Raw genomic sequence first — 24,978 nt, forward strand, 5'->3', positions numbered from 1 at the left:
TCCACCCCTCAAGAAGACACGCCCAAGACCGCCTCCTGCTCCCGGCGGCCAAGAGGCGGAAATGCGAGCGCGATCGCAGCCGCCCCGAGCCCGACCATCGCGGAGCCGATGAACAGCCAGGAATAATTGGCGAACGTGTCGAAGATCCAGCCGCCGATGAGAGGGCCGAAGGCCATGCCGAGGCTGGAGAGCATCGTCGCTGCGCCGAGGACGGTACCGATGATGCGCTGGCCGAAATATTCCCGCGCCAGCACCGCATAGAGCGGCATCACGCCACCATAGGCGCTGCCGAAGACGATGGCGAGCGCGTAGAACTCCGTCAGCTCGCTGACCATGAGATAGGTCGCGAGCGCCGCCGCCTGCACCAAGAGGCCGGCGATCAGGACCGGCTTCACGCCTAGCCTGTCGGCAAGGCTGCCATAGAGCAGCCGGCCGCCGAGGCCCGCCAGACCTTCGACGCTATAGATGCTGACGGCCGCCATCGGCGCGACGCCGCAGATCGTCGCATAATTGACCATATGGAAGATCGGGCCGGAATGGGCAGCACAGCAGGCAAAGAAGGTGAGGCCGAGCACGATGAATTGCGGCGAGCGGAAGACTTTCGACAGCTGCGGCCGGGCGCCGTCGGCGGCAAACTCGGTTCCCGCATCGACGCTCTCAGCAGGCGGACGCTTGACCAGCAGGCCGGCCGGCACCAGCAGCACCCAGGTCGCGATACCAATGATCAACATTGCCGGTCGCCATTCATACTCGGTGATCAGCCAACGCGCGAAAGGCGAAATCGTCATCGGCGCCACGCCCATGCCGGCGGAGACGAGCGACACGGCAAGACCGCGGTTCTCGTCGAACCAGGCGGTTGTCGCCGCAATCATCGGCGCGAAGAAGGCGCTGGCGGCCAATCCCACCAGGATGCCGTAGGTCAGCTGAAATTGCAGGAGTGTGTCGGCGCGGCTCGCCAGCACCAGCGCCAGGCCGAGCAGCACGGAGCCTATCAACACGACGATACGCGGGCCAAAACGGTCGCTTGCCGCACCCCAGAGGAAGCCGCCGACGCCCATGACGATGAAATTCAGTGTCATCGCGCTGGCGATCCCGACATGCGACCAGCCGGTGGCGGTCGCGATCGGCTCCTGGAAAATCGCCAGCGAGAACATCGCGCCGATGGCAACGCACGACATCAAAGCGCCCACGGCGACAATGACCCAACGATAAGAAACACTCATGGCTTCATACCTCCATGCCGACAGAGTGATCGCGACGCCGGCGGCTCTTTGCGCCGCGCCCGCGATCTTAAGACGCTCGAGCTGCTGCGATTTCGACAGCGCGCTCACAATCTTTTTTGATCGGCCGCGCTGTCTTCACAAAGCTCCAATCCCATTGTGCCGGCGATCCGGCCTGAGATGGAGGGCGGAGGGCGGCGCAAATGTCAGCAACCAGGATCAAGCACCCCTTCAAAACCCATGGCAGAACAGGCGTATTGGCAGTCCAAGCACGAGGTTTATCATGAACGCCACCACCCTTTCCGCCCTTTGCGCGGGCGATGACAGCGAGCAGCGTCGCCAACATGAACATTATGCAAGACATTCTGCCTTTAGCACGCCCGGCCGCCATTCTGCGCTCCTCGACATGCTGCCGTCCGATCCGGCCGGCGTTGCCCGCACGGCACAGGCCTTACTGATCTACGAGCACGCCGCAGAACCATTCTATGGTTACAGGGTTCCCGAAGCGCGCCGCGGCGAAAGCCACATCCGGCCGATGGAGAAGATGCTCGATACATTGCTGGTGCTCGACGATCGTCCGCTCTCCGTCGCCCGGCCGCCCGAGAAGCGTCTGGTCGGAATCTGCCGCCATTACATGTTGCTGTCCGTCGCAATCCTTCGCCAGCATGGAATTCCCGCCCGTGGCCGCGGAGGCTTCGCCACCTACTTCAATCCGGGCAAGTTCGAGGATCATTGGGTCTGTGAATACTGGAAATCGGCTGATGGCCGCTGGGTCCTGCTGGACAGTCAGCTCGACGAGGTTTTCATCCGCAATCTCGGAATTGGTTTCGACATCCATGATGTCCCACGCGCCCGATTCCTGACCGCGTCCGAGGCCTGGCGCAGATGCCGCAGCGGAGAACTCGATCCGAGTCTTTTCGGCATCGAGTTTGAGCAGCTTCGTGGTCTGTGGTTCATCGCCGGTAACCTGATCCGAGATCTCGCCACCCTCAACGGTCGCGAAGTCCTGCCATGGGACGTTTGGGGAGCACAACCCGCATTGAATGCGACGCTTTCGCATTCCGAACTGGATTTCTTCGACGAGGTCGCTTTGATCACGGCCGATCCAGATGCAAATTTCGACGCGTTGAGCCGGCGTTTCTCCGAGGATAATAAACTACGGCTCCCCCAAACCGTCTTCAACTCATTGCGACGGCGTCAGGAAAGCGTGTTGGAGGGCTGAGGCGCGACACCCTCATCCGGAGATGCGGCGCCTCTCAATATTTGGCGTTCAGTTTGCGCTCAAACACGCTCGAGCGCGATCGCAATCCCCTGCCCGACACCGATGCACATGGTCGACAGCGAATAACGTCCGCCGGTTTCGGCAAGCTCGAGCGCCGCCGTGCCGGTGATGCGGGCGCCCGACATGCCCAAGGGATGGCCGAGCGCGATCGCCCCACCGTTGCGGTTGACCCGCGCATCGTCATCGGCAATCCCCAATTCGCGCAGCACCGCCAATCCCTGGCTGGCGAAGGCCTCGTTGAGTTCGATGACGTCGAACTGTTCCTGGGTCATGCCGAGCCGTGCCATCAGCTTGCGCGAGGCCGGGATCGGTCCGACGCCCATCACCCGTGGCGGAACGGCGGCGGCCGCGCCGCCGAGAATGCGGGCGATCGGCGTCAGGCCGTATTTTCGCGCCGCCGCTTCGGAAGCGACAATCAGCGCGGCCGCGCCGTCATTGACGCCGGAGGCATTGCCGGCCGTCACCGTGCCGCCCTCCTTTTTGAAAGGTGTGGCAAGTTTCGCCAATGCTTCCATCGTCGTGGCGCGCGGATGCTCGTCCTTGTCGACGACGACAGGATCGCCTTTGCGCTGCGGGATGGTCACCGGAGTGATCTCCTTGGCCAGCCGTCCGTTCGCCTGTGCCGCGGCTGCCTTCGCCTGGCTGCGCACCGCGAAGGCGTCCTGATCCTCGCGGCTGACATGATAATCCTCGGCGACGTTCTCGCCGGTCTCCGGCATCGAATCGACGCCATATTGCTTTTTCATCAGCGGATTGACGAAACGCCAGCCGATCGTCGTGTCGTGGATTTCGGCGGCGCGGGAAAAGGCCGTCTCGGCCTTCGGCATGACGAAGGGTGCGCGCGACATGCTTTCGACGCCGCCTGCGACCATCAATTCGGCCTCGCCCGCGCGGATGGCGCGCGCCGCTGACATCACCGCGTCCATGCCGGAACCGCAGAGCCGGTTGATCGTCGTGCCTGGAACCGCGATCGGCAGGCCGGCCAAGAGCGCCGACATGCGCGCGACATTGCGGTTGTCCTCGCCTGCCTGGTTGGCGCAGCCGAAAATGACGTCGTCGACGGCTTCCCAGTCGACGGCGCCATTGCGCTCCACCAGCGCTTTCAGCGGGACGGCGCCGAGGTCATCGGCGCGCACCTGCGAGAGCGAGCCGGCGAAGCGGCCGATCGGCGTCCGGATATAATCGCAGATATAGGCTTCAGTCATGGCTTGTCCTTTAGAGGTGGGGGACGACGAGATCGGCCACCGGCCCCTCGACGTGCAGTCGTGCGCCGGTCATGGCCTGCAACTCCTCCAGCGACATGGCGGCCAACTTCTCCCGCAGGACGAAGCGCCCATCGACGATGTCGATGACGGCGTGGCTCGTATAGATGCGGGTGATGCAGGCGACGCCGGTCAGCGGGAAGGTGCATTTCTCCACCAGCTTCGGCTCGCCCGTCTTGGTGACGTGCTCGGTGATGACGCAGACCTGCTTGGCGCCATGCACCAGGTCCATGGCGCCGCCGACGGCCGGCACGCCTTTACTGCCCACCCGCCAGTTGGCGAGGTCGCCGTTTTCCGCCACCTGATAGGCGCCGAGGATGGCGACGTCGAGATGACCGCCGCGTACCATGGCGAAGCTGTCGGCGTGGTGGAAGAAGGCGGCACCCGGCTTCAGCGTCACCGCCTTCTTGCCGGCATTGATCAGATCCCAGTCCTCCTCGCCTGCCGCCGGCGGCTCGCCGAAATTCAGGATGCCGTTTTCGGTGTGGAAGATTGCCTGGCGGCCGGGCGGCTGGTAGCGGGCGACCATTTCGGGAAAGCCGATGCCGAGATTGACATAGGCGCCGTCGGCAATGTCCTGCGCGGCGCGCCAGGCGATCTGCGCGTTGGAAAGCTTGATATCTTCTCTGGTGTCGACGGTCATACGTAGGCCACTCCGGCTCGGATGAGCTCTTCTTCCTGCTGGGGATTGGGAACCGCGACGAGGCGGTCGACGAAGATGCCTGGCGTCACCACATGCTCGGGATCGATGCCGCCGGCCGGCACGATGGAGGAGACCTGGGCGATGGTCTTGGCCGCCGCCATGCACATCAGCGGATTGAAGTTGCGGCCGGCCTTGTTGTAGGTGAGGTTGCCGTGGACATCGCCGACCGCCGCCTTGACGATCGCGAAATCGGCCTTCAGCCAGCGCTCCTGCACATAATGGCGGCCGTCGAATTCGGCGATGACCTTTCCTTCCGCCAGCTCGGTGCCGTAGCCGGTCGGCGTATAGAAGGCCGGAATGCCGGCGCCGCCGGCGCGGATGCGCTCGGCAAGCGTGCCCTGCGGCACGAGCTCGAGCTCGATTTCGCCGGCGAGGTATTTGTCGGTGAAGGCGCGTGGATCGGACGAGCGCGGGAAGGAGCAGATCATTTTCCGGACCAGGCCGGCGTCGATCATTGCGGCGATGCCGATGCGGCCGTTGCCGGCATTGTTGTTGATGACAGTGAGGTTCTTCGGCCCCTTGTCGATCAGGGCATGGATCAACTCGATCGGCGCGCCGGAGCCGCCGAAACCACCAATCATGACGGTCGCGCCGTCACCGATCTCAGAGACGGCTTCCGCCGTGCTCCCGATTGTCTTGTCCATGCTGGATCTCTCCTGGCTTGATCAGGCCCGGGAAACCGACCTCCCGTCCTCCTGCTGCAGAAATAAAGCTTCCCAGGGGTCGGCGGCAAGCATTTTGTGCGATATTTGACATTTGTTCATATATCGCACAAACTGAGTTCAGAATTGGAGACTTGACCTGATGCGCGAAACGGATTTCGTCAGCGGCTTTGCCCGCGGCCTGAAAGTCATCGAAGCTTTCGGCGAAACGCGCCAGCGGCTTTCCATCGCCGAGGCGTCCAAGCTGACGGACCTCGACCGCGCCACCGTGCGCCGCTCGCTGCTGACGCTCGCCGAGCTCGGCTATGCCGATTACGACGGCAAGTTCTTCACGCTGACGCCGAAGATCCTGCGGCTCGGCCATGCCTATCTTGCAGCCACCCCGCTGCCGGCGCTGTTGCAGCCGCATCTTGATCTTCTCTCGGAACGCGCCGGCCAGAGCGCCTCGGCCTCGGTGCTCGACGGCACCGAGATCGTCTATATCGCCCGCGCCGCGCAGCGCCGGGTCATGTCGATCAATCTCACCCCCGGCAGCCGCCTGTCCGCCTATTGCGCCTCGATGGGCCGGGTGCTGCTCGCCGCGCTTTCCGAGAGCGAGGCACGCGCCATCCTTGCCCGCAGCGAACTCAGGCAGAACACGGTCAATACAAGGACCGACCCGGAGGAGCTCATTGCCGAATTCCGCCGCGTGCGCGCCCAAGGCTACGCCATCATCGACCAGGAGCTGGAGATCGGCCTCTGCTCGATCGCCGTGCCTGTGGAAAACGACCGCGGCGACACGGTCGCGGCGATCAATATCGGCGCGCCGGCCGCCCTCGTTCCGGCCGCCGAGATGAAGGAGCGCTATCTGCCGCTCTTGAAGGAAACGCAGGCGGCGTTGCGGCCGCTGCTGCGCCGGTGACAGCGGCGGGTAACTGCGCGTGAGGGTCTCTTACCGTTGCATGTGATCGAACTATGCGGCCCGACGCGACTGATGGCCGTGGCTTTGGCTAGGAGACCTGCGGTCATGTAGCGAAGCGGACCACTGCGCCAACTGGCAACAGCAACGCGAGGGGCCGTTCAGACCAATAGATGCCGCAAGCGGCTTGAAGACACCAATCACACCGTGGTGCAGGATGTACACGGGATAGAAGATGTATCCGATCCACGTCGCCAGCCCTAGCGCTTGCGGCCGAAGCCCGTTTGGGATTGGGACTCCAGCCGCGAAACAATTCAAGGCGCTGGAGCCAGGAAGCAGCCGGCGAACGGATCATACATCATCTGGCCCCGCCATCTGATGAGCGGCAGGAACCACCACATCAGCGCGAACACGGCAAGGACCACGCTTGCCATAACGGGAATGGTGGTCGCCGCGTCGCCGTTGTTGACGTCCACCTTACCCTCTAACCAAAAATGTGATGTGACTCAAATAGCGAGTGGCCTCATTCTAGACCCGAAGATTTCCCTATAATGACGGTCGAGCACCGCCCATAATGCTGCTTTCGTTCATCGCTCTTGCATCGCCTCGGAACTGATTTCAGCGTGCGGTGAGTTGAGACATTCGAGTTTGCGGCGGCTGCCAGTCTTGACCTCTACGGTGACGGACATGCCGGGGGAGAGTGGGACGCGCGTTCCGTCAACATTGATGCCTGTCTCATCTGGTCTGATGATAACTGGGAAAACCAGATTCTGGAAGCGTTGGGCGTTGGAATGATGCTCTGCAGCTCCTTCGCCGGCCGACCCTCGAGCTGCTCTGCGTCGGGCTCTGGAATGGCGTCGGTCCCAATCGGGCATAGTTTTGTAAGTTCCTACTCTACCCGACTTATTCACTTTGTAGCTCCTGATCCCGTTTCTTGATTCTCTTGCACAGCAAAACAGTCGCCGAGATTCCACCACTCAGCATCTTTAGAAGAACTATGTTGAAAAATGTTAGAAAATACGCATTTCCTAAAACTGTTGTCGAGGCGCCGGCGCCATAGATCGGCATCGGAACCAGAAAAACAAAGGCAAAGAAGACTAGTAGGTAGATTGCAATTGTTTTTACTACCTCTCTTCGATCGTAAACTAAAACTTCGCGGCTCATCGGAATCAAGATGATGTAAAACGAGAAGAACAACGTCTTCAAGCTCGTATACATAATCAAGACGAATGAAAGGCACACATACAGAGAGACTTGGCCGGGTGATTCTCTGCAAGCCACGCAGCTCGAAGTAGTATTTCGGAAAAAAAGCCAGAACAGATCTCGATATAAGACTGGCAACCTCAAGTACATGTGGCGCAACTACATAAGAAAACAGGATCAGTACAGAAAATATCACCATGTCCAGAGGTGGGCCGCTGATATGGCTGCTGTATCTTTTGATAAATTTCTGATCCTGCAAGCCTCGAAAAAGCTCTACTCCTGCGAATGTCTCTCGATTACACCTACCAGAAAAAATGAAGCGAAAAAGACCATTTTACACGGGTGTATTCCGGGAGATGATAAATCCGTGAGTGACCACTCAGAAGGTCGCATGAAACCCGAATGCGGTCTTAGAACTGCGTACTTAACATCGGCAATAAACCTTGCTGCCCTTGCACTGCAAGTGCGCGCGCGTGACAACGATTTTGACCTGCCACGGGTAATTTCCTCCAGTTTGGATTAGAGTCCGGCCCTTTGAAGGACGGACGCATGAAGAAGCAGAGATTTACGGAAGAGCAGATTATTGCGGTACTGAAGGAGCAGGAGGCTGGCGCGAAGGTGGCGGACCTCTGCCGCAAGCATGGGATTTCGGACGCGACATTTTACAATTGGAAAGCCAAATACGGCGGCATGGAGGTTTCTGAGGCGAAGCGTCTGAAGGCGCTCGAAGAGGAGAACGCCAAGCTGAAAAAGCTGCTCGCCGAGCAGATGCTGGATGCCGCCGCACTCCGCGAGCTTCTTGCAAAAAATGGTAGGGCCCGCCGCCCAGCGTGAAGCCGTCGCGCATCTGAAGGCCGTCATGGGCCTCTCGGAGCGGCGGGCCTGCCAGATCATCTCCGCTGACCGGAAGATGGTGCGCTATCGGTCGCGCCGACCGTCAGAGGCCGAACTGCGGAAAAAGCTTCGCGACCTCGCCAACGAGCGACGGCGTTTCGGCTACCGGCGACTGTTCGTCCTGCTCAAGCGAGACGGAGAGCCGTCCGGCGTCAATCGCATCTACCGGCTGTATCGCGAGGAAGGGCTGTCGGTCCGCAAGCGGAAAGCCAGACGGCGTGCCGTCGGCACGCGTGCGCCGATACTGGTCGAAGCGAAGGCCAATGCCCGCTGGTCGCTGGATTTCGTCCACGACCAGTTTGCCTGCGGACGGAGGTTTCGCGTGCTCAACATCGTCGATGACGTGACGCGCGAATGCCTGGCGGCAATCCCCGACACCTCGATCTCCGGGCGTCGGGTCGCCCGCGAACTGACGGCGCTTATCGAACGGCGCGGCAAGCCCGGCATGATCGTCTCCGACCATGGCACGGAGCTCACGTCGAACGCGATCCTCGCCTGGTCAAAGGAGCACAAGGTCGAATGGCACTACATCGCGCCGGGAAAGCCGATGCAGAACGGCTACGTCGAATCCTTCAACGGCCGCATGTGCGACGAACTGCTGAACGAGAGCCTGTTCTTCGGTCTCGGCCACGCCCGCAGCGCCATTTCCGAATGGGCGGAGGATTACAACAACTTCCGGCCGCACTCATCGCTCGGATATCAGACCCCGGCCAACTATGCCGGGACCATCGCCGCAACCGGCTCCAACGCTGCGCAAGATGAAGGCTACGCGTTTCCGCCGGTTGCTCCCACCGCGCCAAATGGCGTATCGAAAACCGCCGGGGCTCTAATCGCCGCTGGATGAAAGTTCAGTGGCAGGTCACGATATCCGAAGCGGCGGCGTTTATGCGCCAGCGCCTTCATTCGCTCGCGAAGTTCTTGGTCATCGCTGCGCCTGGTTTCGTAACGGATCGTCATCCGGCATAAGCCGATGGCTTTACACGCCCGCCCGTCATCTATGCTGGTCCATCAGATGCAGGATGGCTTGCCACTCTGCCCCCGCGCCAAAGGTTTTCAAAACCGCATTGCTAAGTACTGCATGCCGAAAAGCGGTTCAGCTTCGTGGTCTGGGAAGAGTGGTAGCGATCATGAACACAGTTATCTAACCAACGAAACGCCCAACCCTACCCAGGGTGGGACTAGAACATCTAGTCCAAAATAATCGTCGACATAAGTAAGACCAATAAGCTCCAGACGTCTCATGATTGTCTGAAAGGCCTCGTCTCCGAATAAAGGCCCGAATGTTAGAAGGTCATCATTTTCTGCGATTAGATCAATATCGTGCACCGCTTCGGTAAGCGTTCGACCGGAGATGTCCTTTTCGGTCAACGCAGCTTTCCGAATTATCAGACCGAATTCAGGCGCTGCAGCTATATAACTCATTTTAATACCCCGGAATTCTCACGCCCTCAGGCACATGAATCTGTACATTATAAACTGGACTGCTCGGTGACGGTTGAAATATCTGGCTCCACTCAGGTTTGCCGCCGGCTTGGAGCGCGCGCTCTGGAACCGCGAAATCTATTCGCACCGGTCCGGTGCCACCGGGCTTTGCAGCGCCCAACTCTGTTACGTACATACGATCCGTATCCCTAATTCGAGGAATACCAGTTCCTCGTTCCGCCATCCACCCAGCTGCTTCCTCTGGGCTTGCCCATCGTGACACGGTGCGATAACCGCTCGGAAGTGCTCCTTCTGCCGCTCCGGCCCCAGCTGGCGTGAGCGTTCGCCATCCCGGTGTTGAGTTGGAACCCACTGCGGGTTGGTCTGCACTTGATTGCTGTAACCGTTCGGCATCTTTTGCTGTTACAGGATCCTTTTCTGTATTATATCTTGACCACGCGCGCCCAAGCACCCCGCCGCCGACATTTGCAGTCCCTATAGCCGCCGCCGAGTTTGCAATCGACTGCCCTTCGCTCATGTGCCGCTCTTGCGAGCGATCAGCGGGAGCGTTTGCAGGTTTTGCACCAGCCAGCCATCCTATAAAAGCGCCTATGCCGACTGCAACAGCCCCCCAGATGTGGCCATTTGAATCGCTCTTGTTAATCGGATCATTGTCTGCATAAGCATACCGATTGGTACCCACACCAGCCTGAGTTGGGTCCATGGTATCTGGCGAGACAAATTTGGCATTTGCCACCGATCCTAACGAGACACCGATAATGCTGCAGACAAGAAGCAAACTGAGAACACGGCTCAGAAACCCGTTGAAAAGGTATCTCACTAAAGCCTCGCTTAAATCATTCTCTATTGAAACTGCCCATCTTCCGGCCGCCAGCCGAGGGCCTCGGCTTTGGCAAATGCTTCGCCGTTCAGCCGATACCATTCGTCAGCCTTGGCCCGGAGAGCAGTGGGAATGTCTTGCATGCGGTTATATTTACCCGCCAACTCACGCTGCAGCAGTCCCCCATAAGCATTGCCTAGTTTGGCAAGCAGATAGGCGAAGTTGGGATAATGGCTGAGAAGCACTTCGCAGATCGCGATGGCGCTTTCAAAGTCACCCTTCTCGAGCGCGTGTTCAACTAACGTGGAGGCGATCAGCGCTACCTCTTCATCGTGCGATAGAGGCGTGAGATAGACACCGTTCGCCACGGCTTCGTCCGACATCTGCAGTTTTTGCCGATACCAGAGATCGCGGGTAAAGCCACCGCCGCTTGTCGCCTCCAGATTCCAGGTCTTGCCGTCATCGTCGGTGTATTTGATGAACACATGCAGAGGCGCCTGCGCCAGTGTCATGTTCAGGCCAAGCCGTTTGCCAAGAAACATCATCAGCATCGGCATGGTAATGCAGTTGCCGCGTCGGGTTTCGAGATAGGTCGACAGCCTGCGGTTTATCGGCCTTGTGCCGAGTGGATCGGTCTGGTCATAGCTGAACGCCGAGCCGCCGTTCCAATCTCCTGGTTCGTAGAGATAGCGGAGCAAGGTTGCCAGGGTCTCCGCACCGGTGGCATTGTCGGGAAGCATGGCCCTCACGTCTGCGGCCATCCGATCAATCTGGCCAATACTCGCCTCGATGCTGACGGACGCATCGATCATGTGATCCACAGTTAGCTTTATATCAGCGAGGTCACGTTCAGGCATGAACAACGCCTCGACATCGGTAACGGGCGGACCAACAGAGTTCGCCTGCGACGCCGACCGGCACAGATGCAGCGCTGTGAGCGCAACGACAACGAGGATAAAAAGCCTTCTCATCGTGGTTCAGATGCCCCCGCGCGGCCCTGGTCGTCCTTGGGAACAAACCGCCCGAATGCCGGATCGTAGTACCTGGCATTGAGATACATCAGCCCGGTTTCAGGATCGAAGCGTTCGCCGATATAGCTCTTCTTGGTCTGGAAGCTGGTATTGGTGGCTTCGCCATAGGCGGCATAGCCGGTCTGCTCGACACGGTAGCCGCTCTCGTTGGTCACCTGCCGCACCGAAGCGAGATGATCGCGGTGCAGGTAGGACTTGGTCTGGGTGGTCGAGCCTGATGTGACGACGATCCTGGCGTCGGGATGCGGATAGAGGGTGTAGATGTCGGTGCCTGGGGTCGAGCGGTCGATCTCGACATTGGCGTCGGGATAGAGCGTCGTGCCGAAGCCCCAGCTCTTCTTCACCCGGGCTCCGTCCGGTCCACAGGCGAAGCTCACCGTGGCGCCGTTCTGGGTGACGCTCGACAGCCGGTTGGCGCCGTCCCAAGTCAGCGTGCGGCTGCCGTCCGAGACCATGTTGCCGTTGGCGTCATAGCTGATCGCCTTGGCAGCGATCTGCGTTGCCGCATGCGGACGGATCGCCGATGCCGTCGTCGGATAGACATAGGTGCCGATCCGGGTGCGTGAGAGAAGATTGTGATTGGTATCGTAGCTATAGTCTTCGTCGAGCGTATTGTCACCGGCATTGTCGGCTTTGGTCAGGCGAGAGAGATCGTCATAGCTATATTCCCAGCTGTCGGTTGGTGTCTGGACGGGCCCGACGATCTTCGTGATCCGGCCAAGCCGGTCGCGAGTGTACTGATTGTCCATCAGCACCGTCGTGCCCTTCGCCGTCGTCACCCGATCCAGCCAGCGCCGGGTCGGCGAATAGCTGAAGCTGGTCGTCACGCCATTGACGTAATTGATCCTCTGCGTCTGGCCGTCGGCTTCGTAGATCGTCGAGTCAATCAGCCCGGGGATCCTGGAAAGCAGATCGGCGTCGTTGTAGAGCCAGGGCAAGGTCCTTTTGCCGACGACGATGTTGGCAGGCTGATGACCGATCGCCGTGGTCTTGCCGGTCGGTCCGTGCTCGACGCTGGTCGTGCTCGCCACCCCATCGATGACCGCCCGGGTGATGACTTTGTCGCCGGCGCCGTTATAGAAACGGGTGTAGGTCATCGTCGCATTGGCGTTCTCCGCCGTGGTCAGCATCCCGGCATTATGCGACTGGCCGGTGGCGGCAGGCTCGTCATAGCGGTTCTCAGCCAGCAGTGTCGGCACCGTCGCCCCCGGCTCCGTCACCTCCTTGCGGAGCACCCGTCCCATCTGGTCATAGGCCATCGTCGTCACCGCACCGCGGGCATCCGTCTGGCGGATCAACCGGCCGGCATCGTCATAGTCATAGGACCAGTTGCCGAGATCCGGATCGCTTGCCGTCAGCCGGTTGCCGAGCAGGTCGTAGGTGTAGGTCCATTGCGCGCCCTTGGGATCACGCACTCCCAGCAGACGGCCGAGTGGATCGTAGGTGCGGTTTTCCGTGACCCAGTTCGCGCCGAGCTGCGACTGCAGGGCGATGACATTGCCGTCTGCGTCGGCATAGCTGCGATGCGGATGGTTTTCCTCGTCGGTCATGACAGTCAGCGACACCGGCAGCCTGGTGACGTCGGTCACAAGTGCCGACTGCGCCGCATATTGGTAGAGCTTCTGGCTGCTGTCCGGATTGACCGTCTTGATCACCCGGTCCTGCCAGTCATAGCTGTTGGTCGTCCATTGTACCGTTTCGCTCTCGGCGTTGAAGCGGACAAGTGACGTCTTCTGCACGTTCCCACGCGCATCATAGGCGGTTTCGGTGATGCGAACCGGTCCGGTGGCAGACGCCCCGGGCGTCTCCACCTGCCAAGGCCGGCCGAGACCGTCATAATAAGTGCGGCTGAAGACCTCGCCTGTCCCGTTGGTCCGCGGCGAAGTGGTGACCACCGCCTGCGTCGTCGGGTTGCCTTCGTTCTCATAGCGGGTGTTGAGGTAATTGCCCGATCCGGCATTCACATAGCCATAGGGGCGGCAATAGGCGTCGTAGGTGTAGGTCTCGACGATGCCGTTCCAGTCGGTCTTCGTGGCCGGCAGGCCGCAGACCAGATCGTAGCTGGTCGTGCTGACGAAGCGGCTGTCACCCGGTAGGGCGCCATTGGCGAAGTAGCGCGGCGCCCGTTCCGCAACCGGGTAGAGGTGATAGGTGGCGTCGTAGTCCCATTCTGTGCGGTTGCCGAGCGCATCGGTCTCGGCAATCCGGTTGCCATAGGCATCATAAGCATAGCTGGTCGGCGACACCCGCGGTGTGCTGCCGACGCTCATATAGGCAAGCTTCTGCGTCAGGTTGCCCTTGACCGGCGGTGTCGCAACAGCCGTCGCATCGTCATAGAGGTACTCCTCTTTACTGCCGACCGGTGACGCCGCATCGACGCCGAGACGAACGGTCTTCGAAGACGGCAGCGCGACGATGTAAGCAGAGGTGTTCGGCGCAAAGGTAAATGTCGTCGTCTTCTCGTCGCCGCTGGTGTTCACATTCTCCGTGCCGGCGGCATCCACCGTGCGGCCGCGGTCCTTGATCTCGGTCACATTGCCGTAAACATCGAAACTGCGATCCGTCCGCAGGTAGGCCGTCGTGCCACCCTCCGTCAGTGTCGTCGCCGTCGCAATGTTTCTGGCCTTGTAAGGCTTCGAGGCGATGCTGGCGTCGTAGGTTTCGGTGATTGTCTTGGATGCCGTGTTCGTTGCGTTGCGGATCGTCGTTTCTTCTGGCAAACCATAGCTAGCCGGGTCCTGACGGTATGTTGTTTCAACGATCGTGTTAGAGATCTCGCCTGCCGCCAAAGGTTTTGTGGCGGTGACGGTGCGATAACCGAAGAATTTGCGCCATCCAGCGTTATATACCCCCCCGGAATAGGAATAGCTGGTGACGGCAACATTTCCCCGTTGGTCGTCGACTGTCAATCTAGTCACCGGGTGCATGACAATCGGCATGAAGCTGTTCGTAAAGCTTGTGGAAGGGGCGTAGTTGATCGAAATCGTTCCACCGGTCTCCAGGACAATCTTACGGAGCAGATTGGGATTACCCGAACCGGCATTGGAGATCGCCGTATCCGTTTGCGAAGCGACGAAGTCGGGAAGGCCGTCCCCGTTAAAATCACCGGACAAGGCTGAGCCAACTTGCAGGAAAGGTGAGACGACCAGACTGTTGCCGGAGCTTCCAAACCACAGGCCATAGGCTCTGAGATCCTTGAAGGGATCAGTATCCTTGCGGTCCTTGGCAGCGACAACGTCCACCTTGCCGTCATTGTCCATGTCGCGAAGGATCGGCGTTCCTTCGAGCGCCAAGCCGCTCGCTACTTGGACGAAATTTCGACCAGTGCCGAGCCAGACTGTCGCAACATAGCTCGTTCCGGAAAGCGACGCCCTTACCACGTCGGTCGTGCCGTCACCATTCATATCCGCCAAAGCACAATACGCAGATACTGAATTGCAATCGATGCCCAAGGCCTGAGGCGTCCAATTGCCGCTGACGTATGTGAAGGCCATGAGGTCCTTACCCCTGACTACTCCCTGGCGACCATTGCCGCGGAAATCCGCAACGCCACGGATGTAATCGCCAACATTCCATAGCTGGTCGATTCCATTGCCATCCGGGTCCACCGAGGCATCCGTGACCATATTGCTGCTGTCGTAGTTGGTGGGAATGGCTTTGCAGATATCAACATAAGTGTCTGAGCAAAGCGCGGTCGATATATTCAGCGAAGGGTCGGTTGTGATAACGCCATTGGTGCGCGTTCTAGTGACGTTACCGTTGCTGCCGGTAAAAGTGGTGTTGTAACTGAATGCGAGATATTTAGTCGCTTTGTTCGAATAATACCGACCAGCAATGTAGTTAGGGACCGGCAGATTATCATATGTCAGATTTGCACGTGGTAGCATTGCCGAGGAGGTGCCAGCGACGGCCCCACTTCCTACGCTGAACTTCGTGATCGTAAATTTTATAGGATCTGGTCTATAAGTCCGCAAATCGGAATTATAGGAATAGGTCAATAGTGAGCCATATAACTCGTCCCTGCCGTCGAAGTTAAGGTCGCCGGTCTGCCGGGAGAGGAAATACGAAAGCTGTTTGGCGCCATCGCCAGGCGTTGCCGACGGAAATTGGTTGCTCAGCCTAGTGTAACTGTAGTTGATGTTATCATACACCATCGAGCGCAGCGTCTTGTATGTCCCGCCGGATATATTGCCGGATGAATCCAAAACCGCATCCCGCCCATATCGATCGACTCTCACAAGGCGAGAGGCGTTGGAAAATGGTGCCTGGTCGTAGGTGAGGGAATAACCACCACTGATGCCCGCATCGGTTGCTGCGCTGTAATAGATCGATTTGATCCGGAATCGGGTCCATGTAATACCCGAGCCGTCGGCCATCGGCTGGTAGTCCGGCCGCCGTTCATAAGCAAAGGCAATCTGAGCATGGCTGCCGTAGTCGATCCTTGCCGGGTAACACATCGGCAGATCCGGGCAGGTATAAGAGTATCGTATTTGATTGCCGTTCGGATCGGTGACAGAGGTGATAAGATAACGTCCAAAATTTTTCGGATGGTTTGCTATATCGGTCATCGATAAAGTAACGCCCGCAATATCCGCAACCGATTTGAATGCCTTGACCACCCCCATTTTGTCGGTGACGGTCCACTCATGGTTAGCAGCAACAATCCTGAGAAACGATTCACGTTCAGTCGTATGGGTGGAACCGGCCTCGCAGTTAGTTTGCGACGAGCAGGGGACTACCGGCTCCCCGTTCAACATGTAGATGTCAGTTGAATCCCACGCGGGAACGCCATAACCGGCGCTAACTTTCTCAATAATGTCGAAGCCGTCCATGCCCCAGCCAAAACCCAGCCAACCCTGATAGAGGCCGCCGAGCCGAGACTTGCGCGCTGAGTCGTACTGGAGGCTGAGCTTAGGGGCGATGCCGTGATAGGCCGGCGCGTCGATCTCGATTGTCTGCGTCATCGAACCGTTGCCGGAGACTTCAGGAACTGATGCCTTTTCGGGGGCATTGACCGCGGGTGAATCCGGTTCAACCGCCGCGGCCGTCGCCGCAAGCGTGGTGGCGCCGACAGGTTCGGTCGCGTCCGATTTCACTGCTGCATTTTGGGTTCGTCCGTCAACGGTCGACATCTCGCCATTTGCGGCGCCGTCAGTGAGCGCCAAAGCGGTCTTCCCGAGCGTGGTCCGATCGACCGCCTTGTCCGGCTGCGGAGAAACAGCAGCAGGATCGGACGCAAGAGCCGTCGTCGGCGGAACAGTGGTGACTGTCCCGCCGAGTCCCTTGCTTCCATTGCTAAAGCCACTGTCAGCGGTTTTCTCGTCATCGGCCGCAACGGCAATTCCGACAACGGCAGGGTTTATGCCCGGCGCAACAAACAACACAAAGAGAACCGCTGCAGCAGAAGCCGCAACACCCGAACGAAACTGACGCATGAATCCCCCAGTGAATCAAGACGTGCTGAAATGTACGCGTTTTAAAGTCGTAAATATTTCCAATTGCAAGTAGGAGCCTCGCCAAGAAGATGAAAATAAGCGGGCGTCAACAACCACACAAAGAAATTGTTAAAAGAAATCGGTGCTCGCCCCGCTAGGCTGCAACGAGCCAAGCATTGTTTGCCGTGGAAGAAATACTCATGATTCCGTACTTTTGCCGACCAGGATCGTGCATACCATACGTTGGCCTGCCTGCTCAATTGAGCGACTTCCTCGCAATGAGGTCTGTGAGGCACTGTCCTCTCGCCGACGGGTCTCTTTCCGCGCCACCCACTTGCCGTATCATAATTTCCGATATACATCATTACATCGGAAATTATGGGGAAATGATGGAACGTTCGTTTTTGACGATTGCCGCGGGGGAGAATAGTGAGGCGATACGGGCGCTTTCGGCGCCGGCGCGGATCGAGATTCTCAAGCTGCTCTGCGCCAAGGGGCCGCTCAATATCAACGATATTGCCCAGGCGCTTTCGCTTCCCCAATCCACCGTCGCGACCGGCATCCAGATCCTCGAGGATGCCGGCCTCGTTGATTCCCGGCTGGCCAAGGCGCGCAAGGGCAACCAGAAGATCTGCTCGGCGGTCTATAGCGAAATCCTGATCAGCTTCGAGGAGAGCGCCGCCCAGCGGGCAAACAACATCATCGAAGTGGAGATGCCGGTCGGGCTTTATACGAGCTGCGACGTGCATGCGCCCTGCGGCCTGTGCTCGACTGAGAGCGTCATCGGCCCGCTCGATGTGCCCGACTATTTCCTCGATCCGCAGCGCATGCAGGCCGGGCTCGTCTGGTTCGGGCGTGGCTATGTCGAATATAAATTTCCCAACAATGCCAAGGTGTTGAACAAGGATATCCGGGCCATCGAATTTGCGCTGGAGCTGTCGTCCGAGGTGCCGGGCACCAATCCGGACTGGCCGTCCGACATCACGCTTTGGGTCAACGGCATGGCGATCGGCACCTGGACGTCGCCCGGCGATTACGGCGACAAGCGCGGCGCCTTCACGCCGGCCTGGTGGAAGCTCGAGGGTTCGCAATATGGAATGATGAAGACCTGGCGGATTTCGACGCGCGGCACCTTCATCGACGGTGTGGCGGCGTCGAATGTCACGCTCAGCGATCTGGCGCTCGGCCAGCATTCGTCCATCCGGCTGCGCGTCGGCATCGCCGAGAATGCCGGCCATACCGGCGGCGTCAATATTTTCGGCCGCGGCTTCGGGAATCACGGCCGCGACATCATCATGCGGCTGCACGTCTGACTAAATGATATCGGAAATCCTGATTTAAATAACACGATTATTTCCGATTTCAGCAACAGCTGAATTTCTACAACCTACTGAAATAAAATAATTTTATTCGGGTTTTCTATTAGTATGATGAAAGCCGGAACTTGGTTGACAGATCGGCATTGCTGATATCAAGTTAGAGGCAAGAAAACAAAATTCCTGATATACAAACGGGAGGATCCGTTGAAGACGAATGTCGTTGCCCACCGCGATTTTCGCATCGCGACCATTGACGCCAGGCTCTACAGCTCGTTTCTCGAGCATCTCGGCAGAGCGATCTACGGCGGCATCTACGAGCCCGGACATCCCACAGCCGATGAAGACGGCTTCCGCCGCGACGTGCTCGAGCTGGTGCGCGAGCTCGACACGCCCTACTGCCGTTATCCCGGCGGCAATTTCGTCTCGGCCTATAATTGGGAAGACGGCGTCGGTCCGCGCTCGGAGCGTCCGGTGCGGCTCGATCTCGCCTGGCGCACCCGCGAGGCCAACCAGGTCGGCGTCAACGAATTCGTCGACTGGTGCAAGAAGGCCAATACCAAGCCGATGCTGGCGGTCAATTTGGGATCACGCGGCCTCGACGCTGCCCGCAACTTCCTCGAATATTGCAACCATCCCGGCGGCACCTACTGGTCGGACCTGCGCCGCAAACACGGCTGGTCCAATCCCCATGATGTGAAACTCTGGTGCCTCGGCAACGAGATGGACGGCCCCTGGCAGGTCGGCCACAAATCGGCCTATGAATATGGCCGGCTGGCGGACGAGACGGCGAAAGCCATGCGCGGCTTCGACAAGTCGCTGGAACTCGTCGTCTGCGGCTCCTCCAATTCCGACATGAAGACCTATCCCGATTGGGAGGCCCAGGTCCTCGAACAGTGCTACGACAGCGCCGACTACATCTCGCTGCATATGTATTTCGCCAACCGCGAGAAGAACACGCTGAACTACCTCGCCCGGGCGACGAAGCTCGACCGCTACATCACCACGATCGGCGGCGTGATCGATTACATCAAGGCGAAGAAGCGCTCGAAGAAGACGATCGGCATTTCCTTCGACGAATGGAATGTCTGGTATCACTCAAACCAGCAGGACAAGGAGATCCTGGCGCGCGACGAGTGGCCGGATGCGCCGCATCTCTTGGAAGACGTCTATAATTTCGAGGACGTGCTGCAGGTCGGCGGCATCCTCAACACCTTCATCCGCCGCTCCGACCGGGTGCGCATCGCCTGCATCGCCCAGCTCGTCAACGTCATCGCGCCTATCATGACCGAGGACGGCGGCGCGGCCTGGCGCCAGACGATCTACTATCCCTTCTATTACGCCTCGCGCTATGGCCGCGGCACGGCGCTGCAGCTCGTCGTCGACGGCCCGACCTATGACAGCGACGAGGAGAACGAGGTTCCCTATCTCGACGTCTCCGCGGTGCATTCCGAGGATGGCAGGAGCCTGACCTTCTTTGCCGTCAACCGCCATCCGGATACGGCGCTCGATCTCGACGTGCGGCTGGAAGGTTTCGGCGGCGCCCGGCTGATCGATCAGGTGGAAATGACCCATGGCGATCTCGAAGCTGTCAACACGGCGCGGCGGCCGGAGACGGTGGTGCCCGCCAAGGTCGAGACGGCAAGGATTGAGGATGGGCGGGTGCGGGCGGCGCTGAAGCCGCTGTCCTACAACGTCATCCGGCTGTCGGTGTGACAGCCGCCGGATAGACCCGGCGGAGAGATCGGTCGCTTGCGAGGAGGCAGGCGGCCGAATGGATGGTTCGCCGAAGTTCAGGGCTCCTAAGCCCGCTTCTGCGAACCGACAACCGCGACATGCCCCTGCGTGCCTCGAAGGCCGCCGCATCGTCGCTTTAAAAGGGAGGAGTTCATGCAAAAGTGGAAGAGGTTTGCATTCGGCTTCGTGCTGGCCACGCTCGGCCTGACAGCGGTGGCCGGAGCCCAAGACTACACGTCCTTGCCGCGCAAGGAGACGCTCATCGTCGAAAATCCGGAAGGGACGATCAAGAATCCCGGCTGGTTCAATATCTGGGTCAATGGCGGCGGCGGGGTTTCCACCGGTCTGCAGCAGCTGACCATGGATACGCTCTGGTATATCGACCCAGAACAGGGGCTTGGCGGCGCGAGCTGGGACAATTCGCTCGCCGCCGACAAGCCGCAATATAATGCCGACTTCACCGAAATGACCGTGAAACTGCGCAAGGGGCTCTACTGGAGCGACGGCGTCGAGTTCACCGCCGACGACGTCGTCTATACCGTCAAGACCCAGATGGACCATCCCGGCATGGTCTGGAGCGCTGCCTTCTCGGTGCAGGTGGCCAGCGTCGAGGCGACCGATCCCCAGACGGTGGTGTTCAAGCTGAAGAAGCCGAATTCGCGCTTCCATGCGATCTTCACCGTGCGCTGGAACGGCGCCTGGATCATGCCGAAGCACGTGTTCGAGAAGGTCGAAGATCCGCTTCGCTACGATTTCGCCAATCCCGTCTCGCTCGGCGCCTACAAGCTGAAGGCCTACGATCCGCAGGGCAAATGGTATACCTGGGAGAAGCGCGACGACTGGCAGCGCACCTCGCTTGCCCGTTTCGGCGAGCCGGCCCCGAAATATGTGACCTATACCGATCCCGGCCCGCCGGATAAGCGCACGATCGCCCAGCTCGAGCACAATCTCGATATCATCCACGATAATACGCCGGAGGGCATGTTCACCCTCAAGGAAAAGTCGAAGACGATCGAGACCTGGTTCCCGGGCTTCCCCTTCGCCCATCCGGATCCGACGCTGCCGGCCGTGATCTTCAACACCCAGGAAGCGCCCTTCGACAATGCCGATGTGCGCTGGGCGCTGGCCCTCCTGATCGACATCAAGGCCGTCGACATGGCGAGCTACCGCGGGGCGGCGACGCTTTCGGCGCTCGGCGTGCCGCCGACGGCGGCGACGATGAAAGACTATCAGGCGCCGATGCAGGACTGGCTGAAGAATTTCGAGATCGATACCGGCAAGAGCAAGATCAAGCCCTATGACCCGACAGTCGGGCAGCAGATCGCCGATATCCTGCGCAAGCAGCCGAAGTTCAAGGACCAGATCCCGACCGATCCGGAAGCGATCACCGCTGCCTTCGGCTATGGTTGGTGGAAACCCGACCCGAAAGCGGCCGGCGAACTTCTGGAAAAGGCCGGCTTCAAAAAGTCAGGCGGCAAATGGCTGACCCCGGATGGTCAGCCCTTCAAGATCCGCATGACGGTCGAAGGCGACACACGCTCGGTCTTCACCCGCGCCGGCACGCTGATCGCTCAGCAATGGGCGGCCTTCGGCATCGACGCCAAAGCCGTGCCCGCAGCCAAACTCTGGCAGACGGCGCTGCAGCCCGGCGATTTCCAGGTGGCGATCGCCTGGAGCGTTGAAACCTGGGGCGGCGATCCCGACCTCTCCTTCTTCCTCGACAGCTGGCACTCCCAGTTCGTCGCCAAGAAGGGCGAGGTTCAGCCGCCGCGCAACTGGCAGCGCTGGTCCAATCCGGAGCTCGACAAGATCATCGAGAGCATCCGCGGCATCAGCGCCGACGATCCGAAGGGCATGGAGCTCGGCAAGGACTATCTGAAGCTGGTCGCCCGCGAAATGCCGACGATCCCGCTGATGTCCTATAACGTCTTCACCTCGATGGATACGACCTATTGGACCGGTTATCCCACCATCAAGGACCCCTATACGGATCCGGTGCCGAACTGGGCGAATTCGCGGCTGATGATGGTCAAGCTGAAGCCGGCTCAGCCGCAATAACCCTCCCAACGCCGGCGCGTAAGCCACCGCGCCGGCCCCCTCATCGGCGGGCATGAGCCCCAGCTGCCATGCTCGTCGATCCTTTCAAGAAAGGAAGCAGAGAGGAACTTTCGCCTTATGACGCCCTATCTGATCTTTGTGCTGAAGCGGTTCGGTCAGTTTCTGCTCGTCGTCTTTCTCGGCGTGACGATCACCTTCTTCGTCACCCACCTGACCCCGATCGACCCGGTCGAAGAAAGCATAGGCGCCATCACCCAGATGGGTCAGTCCGATCCCAATGCAATCGAACTGATGCGCCAGTCGCTGCGCGAGCTCTACGGCATGCAGGGCTCGATCTGGGAGCAATATCTTCATTTCTGGCTGCGGCTGGCGACCGGCGATCTCGGCCCCTCGCTCTCGGCCTTCCCGACCCCCGTCTCCACCATCATCCTGCGGTCGCTGCCCTGGACGATCGGGCTGATGACGGTCTCGACGCTGATCACCTTCGTGCTCGGCAATGCGATCGGCGCGCTTGCCGGCTATTATCGCAAGGACATGGTGCTGAAGGCCGTCAGCCTGGTCTTCATCGCGATGCTGCCTATTCCCTATTATATCCTCGCCTTCGTGCTGCTCATCGTCTTCGGCTTCATCTGGCCGGTGCTGCCGATCAATGGCGGCTATGAGATGAACGCCAATCTGGATCTTTCCTTTGCCCTGGTCCTCGACATCCTCAAACATTCCATCCTGCCCGCCCTGTCGCTGATCCTGGTCGGCGCCGGCAGCTGGCTGATCGGCATGCGGGCACTGGTTTCCAACATCATCACCGACGACTATGTCGTCTTTGCCGAGCTCGGCGGCGTGCCGAAGGGAAAGATCCTGCGCTCCTACATCGCCCGCAACGCCATGGTGCCGCAATTCACCGGGCTTGCCATGTCGCTCGGCGCGATCTTCAACGGCACCGTCATCACCGAAATCGTCTTCGGCTATCCCGGCATCGGCAATCTCTTGATCGAAGCGGTGCATGCCGGCGACTACAGCCTGGTGCTCGGCCTCAGCGCGCTGTCGATCGTCGGCGTCGCCGCCGCCGTCTTCATCATCGACGTGCTGAGCCCGCTGATCGATCCGCGCATCAAGGTGGAATAGGCCATGTTTACCATCATCCGCGACCTCGCCCGCCAGAATATGGAATTCCTCTGCGGCCTGCTGCTCTTTGCCGTCATCGTCGGCCTGGTGATCCTGTCCTATTTCTCGCCCTATGGCGCGACCGACATCTATCTCCTGCCGCCCGACATGCCGCCGGACGGCGAATATTGGCTCGGCACGACATCGCGCGGCCAGGACGTGTTCTGGCAGCTGACGATCGGCCTTCGCAACACGCTCTATTTCGGCATCGGCGTCGCCTTTCTCTCGCGCATCATCTCGCTCGTGGTCGGGCTGGTCGCCGGTTATGCCGGTGGCGCGGTCGACCGGGTGCTGATGGCGATCAACGACAGCGTCATGGTCATCCCGCAATTTCCGCTGCTGATCCTTTTCTATTTCGTGCTGAAGGACAACATGACCTGGGTGGCGCTGATCGTCATCATGGCCTCGCTCGGCTGGTCCTATGATGCGCGGCTGATCCGCTCCGTGGCGCTCGGGCTGAAGAGCCGGCCATTTACCACCCAGAGCGTCTATTCCGGCATGACGATGCGCAAGATCCTGGTGGAGGAGCACCTGCCCTACGTGCTGCCGATCGTCTTTGCCACGACGATGAACAACATGATCTGGTCGATCGGCATGGAGATCACCCTTTCGGTGCTCGGCTTCACCGATATCGAGACGCCGACCATGGGCATGATGATCTACTGGGCCAATGCGCATTCGGCGCTGATCTCGGGCATCTGGTGGTGGGTGGCCGCTCCCGTCGCCGTCATCGTCATTCTCTTCCTGGCGCTCTTCCTGCTCTCCATGTCGATGAACGAATACAATGATCCGCGCAGCCGGCTGAACCGGATGGGAAATTAGCATGGAGAATCTGGTCGAAATCGACAACTTGAAAGCCTATTACCGCGCCTTCCTCTATGGCGTCGATCGCGAGGTGCGGGCCGTCGACGATATCAGCCTGACGATCCGCCGCGGCGAGGTCTATGGCGTCGCCGGCGAATCGAGCAGCGGCAAGACGACGCTGATCAAGACCATCGCCGGCGCCATCCGGCCGCCGCTCAGGGTCGTCTCCGGCAGCGTCAAATTCCATTTCGGCGGCGGCACCCAGGATCTCTACGCGATGACGCCGGAGGAGCGCGTGGCGCTGCGCTGGAAGCATCTCTCCTACATCATGCAGGGCTCGATGAATGTGCTCAATCCGGTGCGCCGGATCCGCCATTCCTTCACCGATTTTGCCTTCCGCCACATGAAGGTGAGCAAGCCGGTGTTCTTCGAGAAGGTCGCCAACCACCTGCAGCGGCTGAAGCTCGATCCGCAGCTGCTCGACGCCTATCCGCACGAACTCTCCGGCGGCATGCGCCAGCGCATGACCATTGCGCTCGCCACCATCCTGACGCCGGAGTTAATCATCGCCGACGAGCCGACGACCGCGCTCGACGTGATCGTGCAGCGCGACGTGCTGTCGATGATCCGCGACATCCAGCGCGAGATGGGCTCGTCCTTTCTGTTCGTCACCCATGATATGGGCGTGCATGCGACTGTCTCGGACCGCATCGGCATCGTCTATGCCGGCCGGCTGGTCGAGGAGGCGCCGACGGCCAAGCTCTTCAGCGCGCCGCTCCACCCCTATACGCAGCATCTTGTCGGCAGCCTGCCGAAGATCGGCGACCCCACCACCCGGCCCTCGCTGGAGGGACGGCCGCCGAACCTCGCCATGCCGCCGGAAGGCTGCCGCTTTCACCCGCGCTGCCCGAAGCGCATGGAGATCTGCTCACAGAAGGTTCCGCCTCTGGTCACCGTCGCGCCGGAGCGGCGGGTGGCGTGTTTTGCGGTTACGGGGGATCAGGTTTGACTCTGCTTAGCCTCTCGCATGTGACGAAAATCTACCGCCA

The 24,978-nt window shown here is 59.8% G+C and carries 16 protein-coding genes and 3 pseudogenes; 9 read left to right on the forward strand and 10 right to left on the reverse strand.

Features of this window, described 5'->3' with window-relative positions:
* Positions 1-8 precede the first annotated feature (8 nt).
* Positions 9-1,223 carry an MFS transporter gene (locus tag J0663_RS27885; protein ID WP_207245656.1) on the reverse strand — a complete coding sequence of 405 codons (1,215 nt, stop codon included), beginning with the start codon at positions 1,221-1,223 and terminating at the stop codon, positions 9-11.
* Between J0663_RS27885 and J0663_RS27890 the strand changes: the two genes are divergently transcribed.
* On the forward strand, positions 1,222-2,442 hold the full coding sequence (locus J0663_RS27890; RefSeq protein WP_246590466.1) for a transglutaminase-like domain-containing protein: 1,221 nt from the start codon (positions 1,222-1,224) through the stop codon (positions 2,440-2,442). The two genes, J0663_RS27885 and J0663_RS27890, sit on opposite strands and share 2 nt — an antisense overlap.
* 59 nt (positions 2,443-2,501) lie before the next feature.
* Here J0663_RS27890 and pcaF read toward each other — a convergent pair whose 3' ends face one another.
* From pcaF to J0663_RS27905, 3 genes are read right to left on the reverse strand one after another with little or no spacing between them, the layout of a single operon-like run.
* Positions 2,502-3,707 carry a 3-oxoadipyl-CoA thiolase gene (gene pcaF / locus J0663_RS27895; RefSeq protein ID WP_207245657.1) on the reverse strand — a complete coding sequence of 402 codons (1,206 nt, stop codon included), beginning with the start codon at positions 3,705-3,707 and terminating at the stop codon, positions 2,502-2,504.
* Between the two features lie 10 nt (positions 3,708-3,717).
* Positions 3,718-4,407: a CoA transferase subunit B gene (locus tag J0663_RS27900; protein ID WP_207245659.1), complete on the reverse strand. Its 690-nt coding sequence runs from the start codon at positions 4,405-4,407 to the stop codon at positions 3,718-3,720.
* Entirely contained in the window at positions 4,404-5,111 is a 708-nt protein-coding gene (locus J0663_RS27905; protein ID WP_207245660.1) for a 3-oxoacid CoA-transferase subunit A, read from the reverse strand. The genes J0663_RS27900 and J0663_RS27905 overlap by 4 nt, the downstream gene beginning before the upstream one ends.
* A 160-nt stretch (positions 5,112-5,271) precedes the next feature.
* Here J0663_RS27905 and J0663_RS27910 point away from each other — a divergent pair, with 160 nt between their 5' ends.
* Entirely contained in the window at positions 5,272-6,030 is a 759-nt protein-coding gene (locus J0663_RS27910) for an IclR family transcriptional regulator domain-containing protein (protein WP_207245662.1), read from the forward strand.
* 150 nt (positions 6,031-6,180) lie between these two features.
* On the opposite strand, the pseudogene J0663_RS31850 reads toward J0663_RS27910, so the two are convergent.
* The 3 genes and pseudogenes from J0663_RS31850 to J0663_RS31460 form a co-directional block, all read right to left on the reverse strand.
* Positions 6,181-6,297 (reverse strand): annotated as a pseudogene (locus J0663_RS31850) (acyltransferase family protein); the annotation flags it as partial.
* Positions 6,298-6,341: 44 nt separating this feature from the next.
* Positions 6,342-6,503, reverse strand: coding sequence for a hypothetical protein (locus tag J0663_RS27915; protein ID WP_207245663.1), 162 nt, complete (start codon positions 6,501-6,503; stop codon positions 6,342-6,344).
* A 111-nt stretch (positions 6,504-6,614) separates the two neighbouring features.
* Positions 6,615-6,892, reverse strand: a pseudogene (locus tag J0663_RS31460) (HlyD family type I secretion periplasmic adaptor subunit); the annotation flags it as partial.
* Between the two features lie 887 nt (positions 6,893-7,779).
* Between J0663_RS31460 and J0663_RS27920 the strand changes: the two are divergent.
* Positions 7,780-8,968, forward strand: a protein-coding gene (locus tag J0663_RS27920) for an IS3 family transposase (RefSeq protein ID WP_207245665.1) whose coding sequence is annotated in 2 segments (ribosomal slippage) — positions 7,780-8,036 and positions 8,035-8,968 — 1,191 coding nt in all. Because the reading frame shifts where the segments join, the coding sequence is not laid out codon by codon here.
* Positions 8,969-8,979: 11 nt separating this feature from the next.
* On the opposite strand, the pseudogene J0663_RS27925 reads toward J0663_RS27920, so the two are convergent.
* From J0663_RS27925 to J0663_RS27935, 3 genes and pseudogenes are all read right to left on the reverse strand, one after another.
* Positions 8,980-9,123, reverse strand: a pseudogene (locus tag J0663_RS27925) (IS3 family transposase); the annotation flags it as partial.
* Positions 9,124-10,410: 1,287 nt separating this feature from the next.
* Positions 10,411-11,358 (reverse strand): transglutaminase family protein, encoded by a 948-nt coding sequence (locus J0663_RS27930; protein ID WP_207245666.1) that lies wholly within the window; start codon positions 11,356-11,358, stop codon positions 10,411-10,413.
* Positions 11,355-16,853: a toxin TcdB middle/N-terminal domain-containing protein gene (locus tag J0663_RS27935; protein ID WP_207245668.1), complete on the reverse strand. Its 5,499-nt coding sequence runs from the start codon at positions 16,851-16,853 to the stop codon at positions 11,355-11,357. Before J0663_RS27935 ends, J0663_RS27930 begins: the two co-directional genes overlap by 4 nt.
* A 386-nt stretch (positions 16,854-17,239) precedes the next feature.
* On the opposite strand from J0663_RS27935, the gene J0663_RS27940 reads away from it, so the two are divergent.
* The 6 genes from J0663_RS27940 (at position 17,240) to J0663_RS27965 (ending at position 24,938) form a co-directional block, all read left to right on the forward strand.
* Positions 17,240-18,166, forward strand: coding sequence for an ArsR/SmtB family transcription factor (locus J0663_RS27940; protein ID WP_207245673.1), 927 nt, complete (start codon positions 17,240-17,242; stop codon positions 18,164-18,166).
* A 210-nt stretch (positions 18,167-18,376) separates the two neighbouring features.
* The gene (gene arfA / locus J0663_RS27945; RefSeq protein ID WP_207245675.1) at positions 18,377-19,885 is read left to right on the forward strand and encodes an arabinosylfuranosidase ArfA; all 1,509 of its coding nucleotides are present in this window, start codon (positions 18,377-18,379) and stop codon (positions 19,883-19,885) included.
* Positions 19,886-20,059: 174 nt separating this feature from the next.
* A complete protein-coding gene (locus tag J0663_RS27950) occupies positions 20,060-21,964 on the forward strand; it encodes an ABC transporter substrate-binding protein (protein ID WP_207245676.1) in 1,905 nt (634 codons plus the stop codon).
* Between the two features lie 117 nt (positions 21,965-22,081).
* On the forward strand, positions 22,082-23,086 hold the full coding sequence (locus J0663_RS27955; protein WP_168296525.1) for an ABC transporter permease: 1,005 nt from the start codon (positions 22,082-22,084) through the stop codon (positions 23,084-23,086).
* 3 nt (positions 23,087-23,089) lie between these two features.
* The gene (locus J0663_RS27960; protein WP_207245678.1) at positions 23,090-23,947 is read left to right on the forward strand and encodes an ABC transporter permease; all 858 of its coding nucleotides are present in this window, start codon (positions 23,090-23,092) and stop codon (positions 23,945-23,947) included.
* Position 23,948: 1 nt separating this feature from the next.
* Entirely contained in the window at positions 23,949-24,938 is a 990-nt protein-coding gene (locus J0663_RS27965; RefSeq protein ID WP_207245679.1) for an ABC transporter ATP-binding protein, read from the forward strand.
* Positions 24,939-24,978: the final 40 nt, after the last annotated feature.

This window comes from Rhizobium lentis, from assembly GCF_017352135.1.
Classification (GTDB): Bacteria; Pseudomonadota; Alphaproteobacteria; order Rhizobiales; family Rhizobiaceae; genus Rhizobium; species Rhizobium lentis.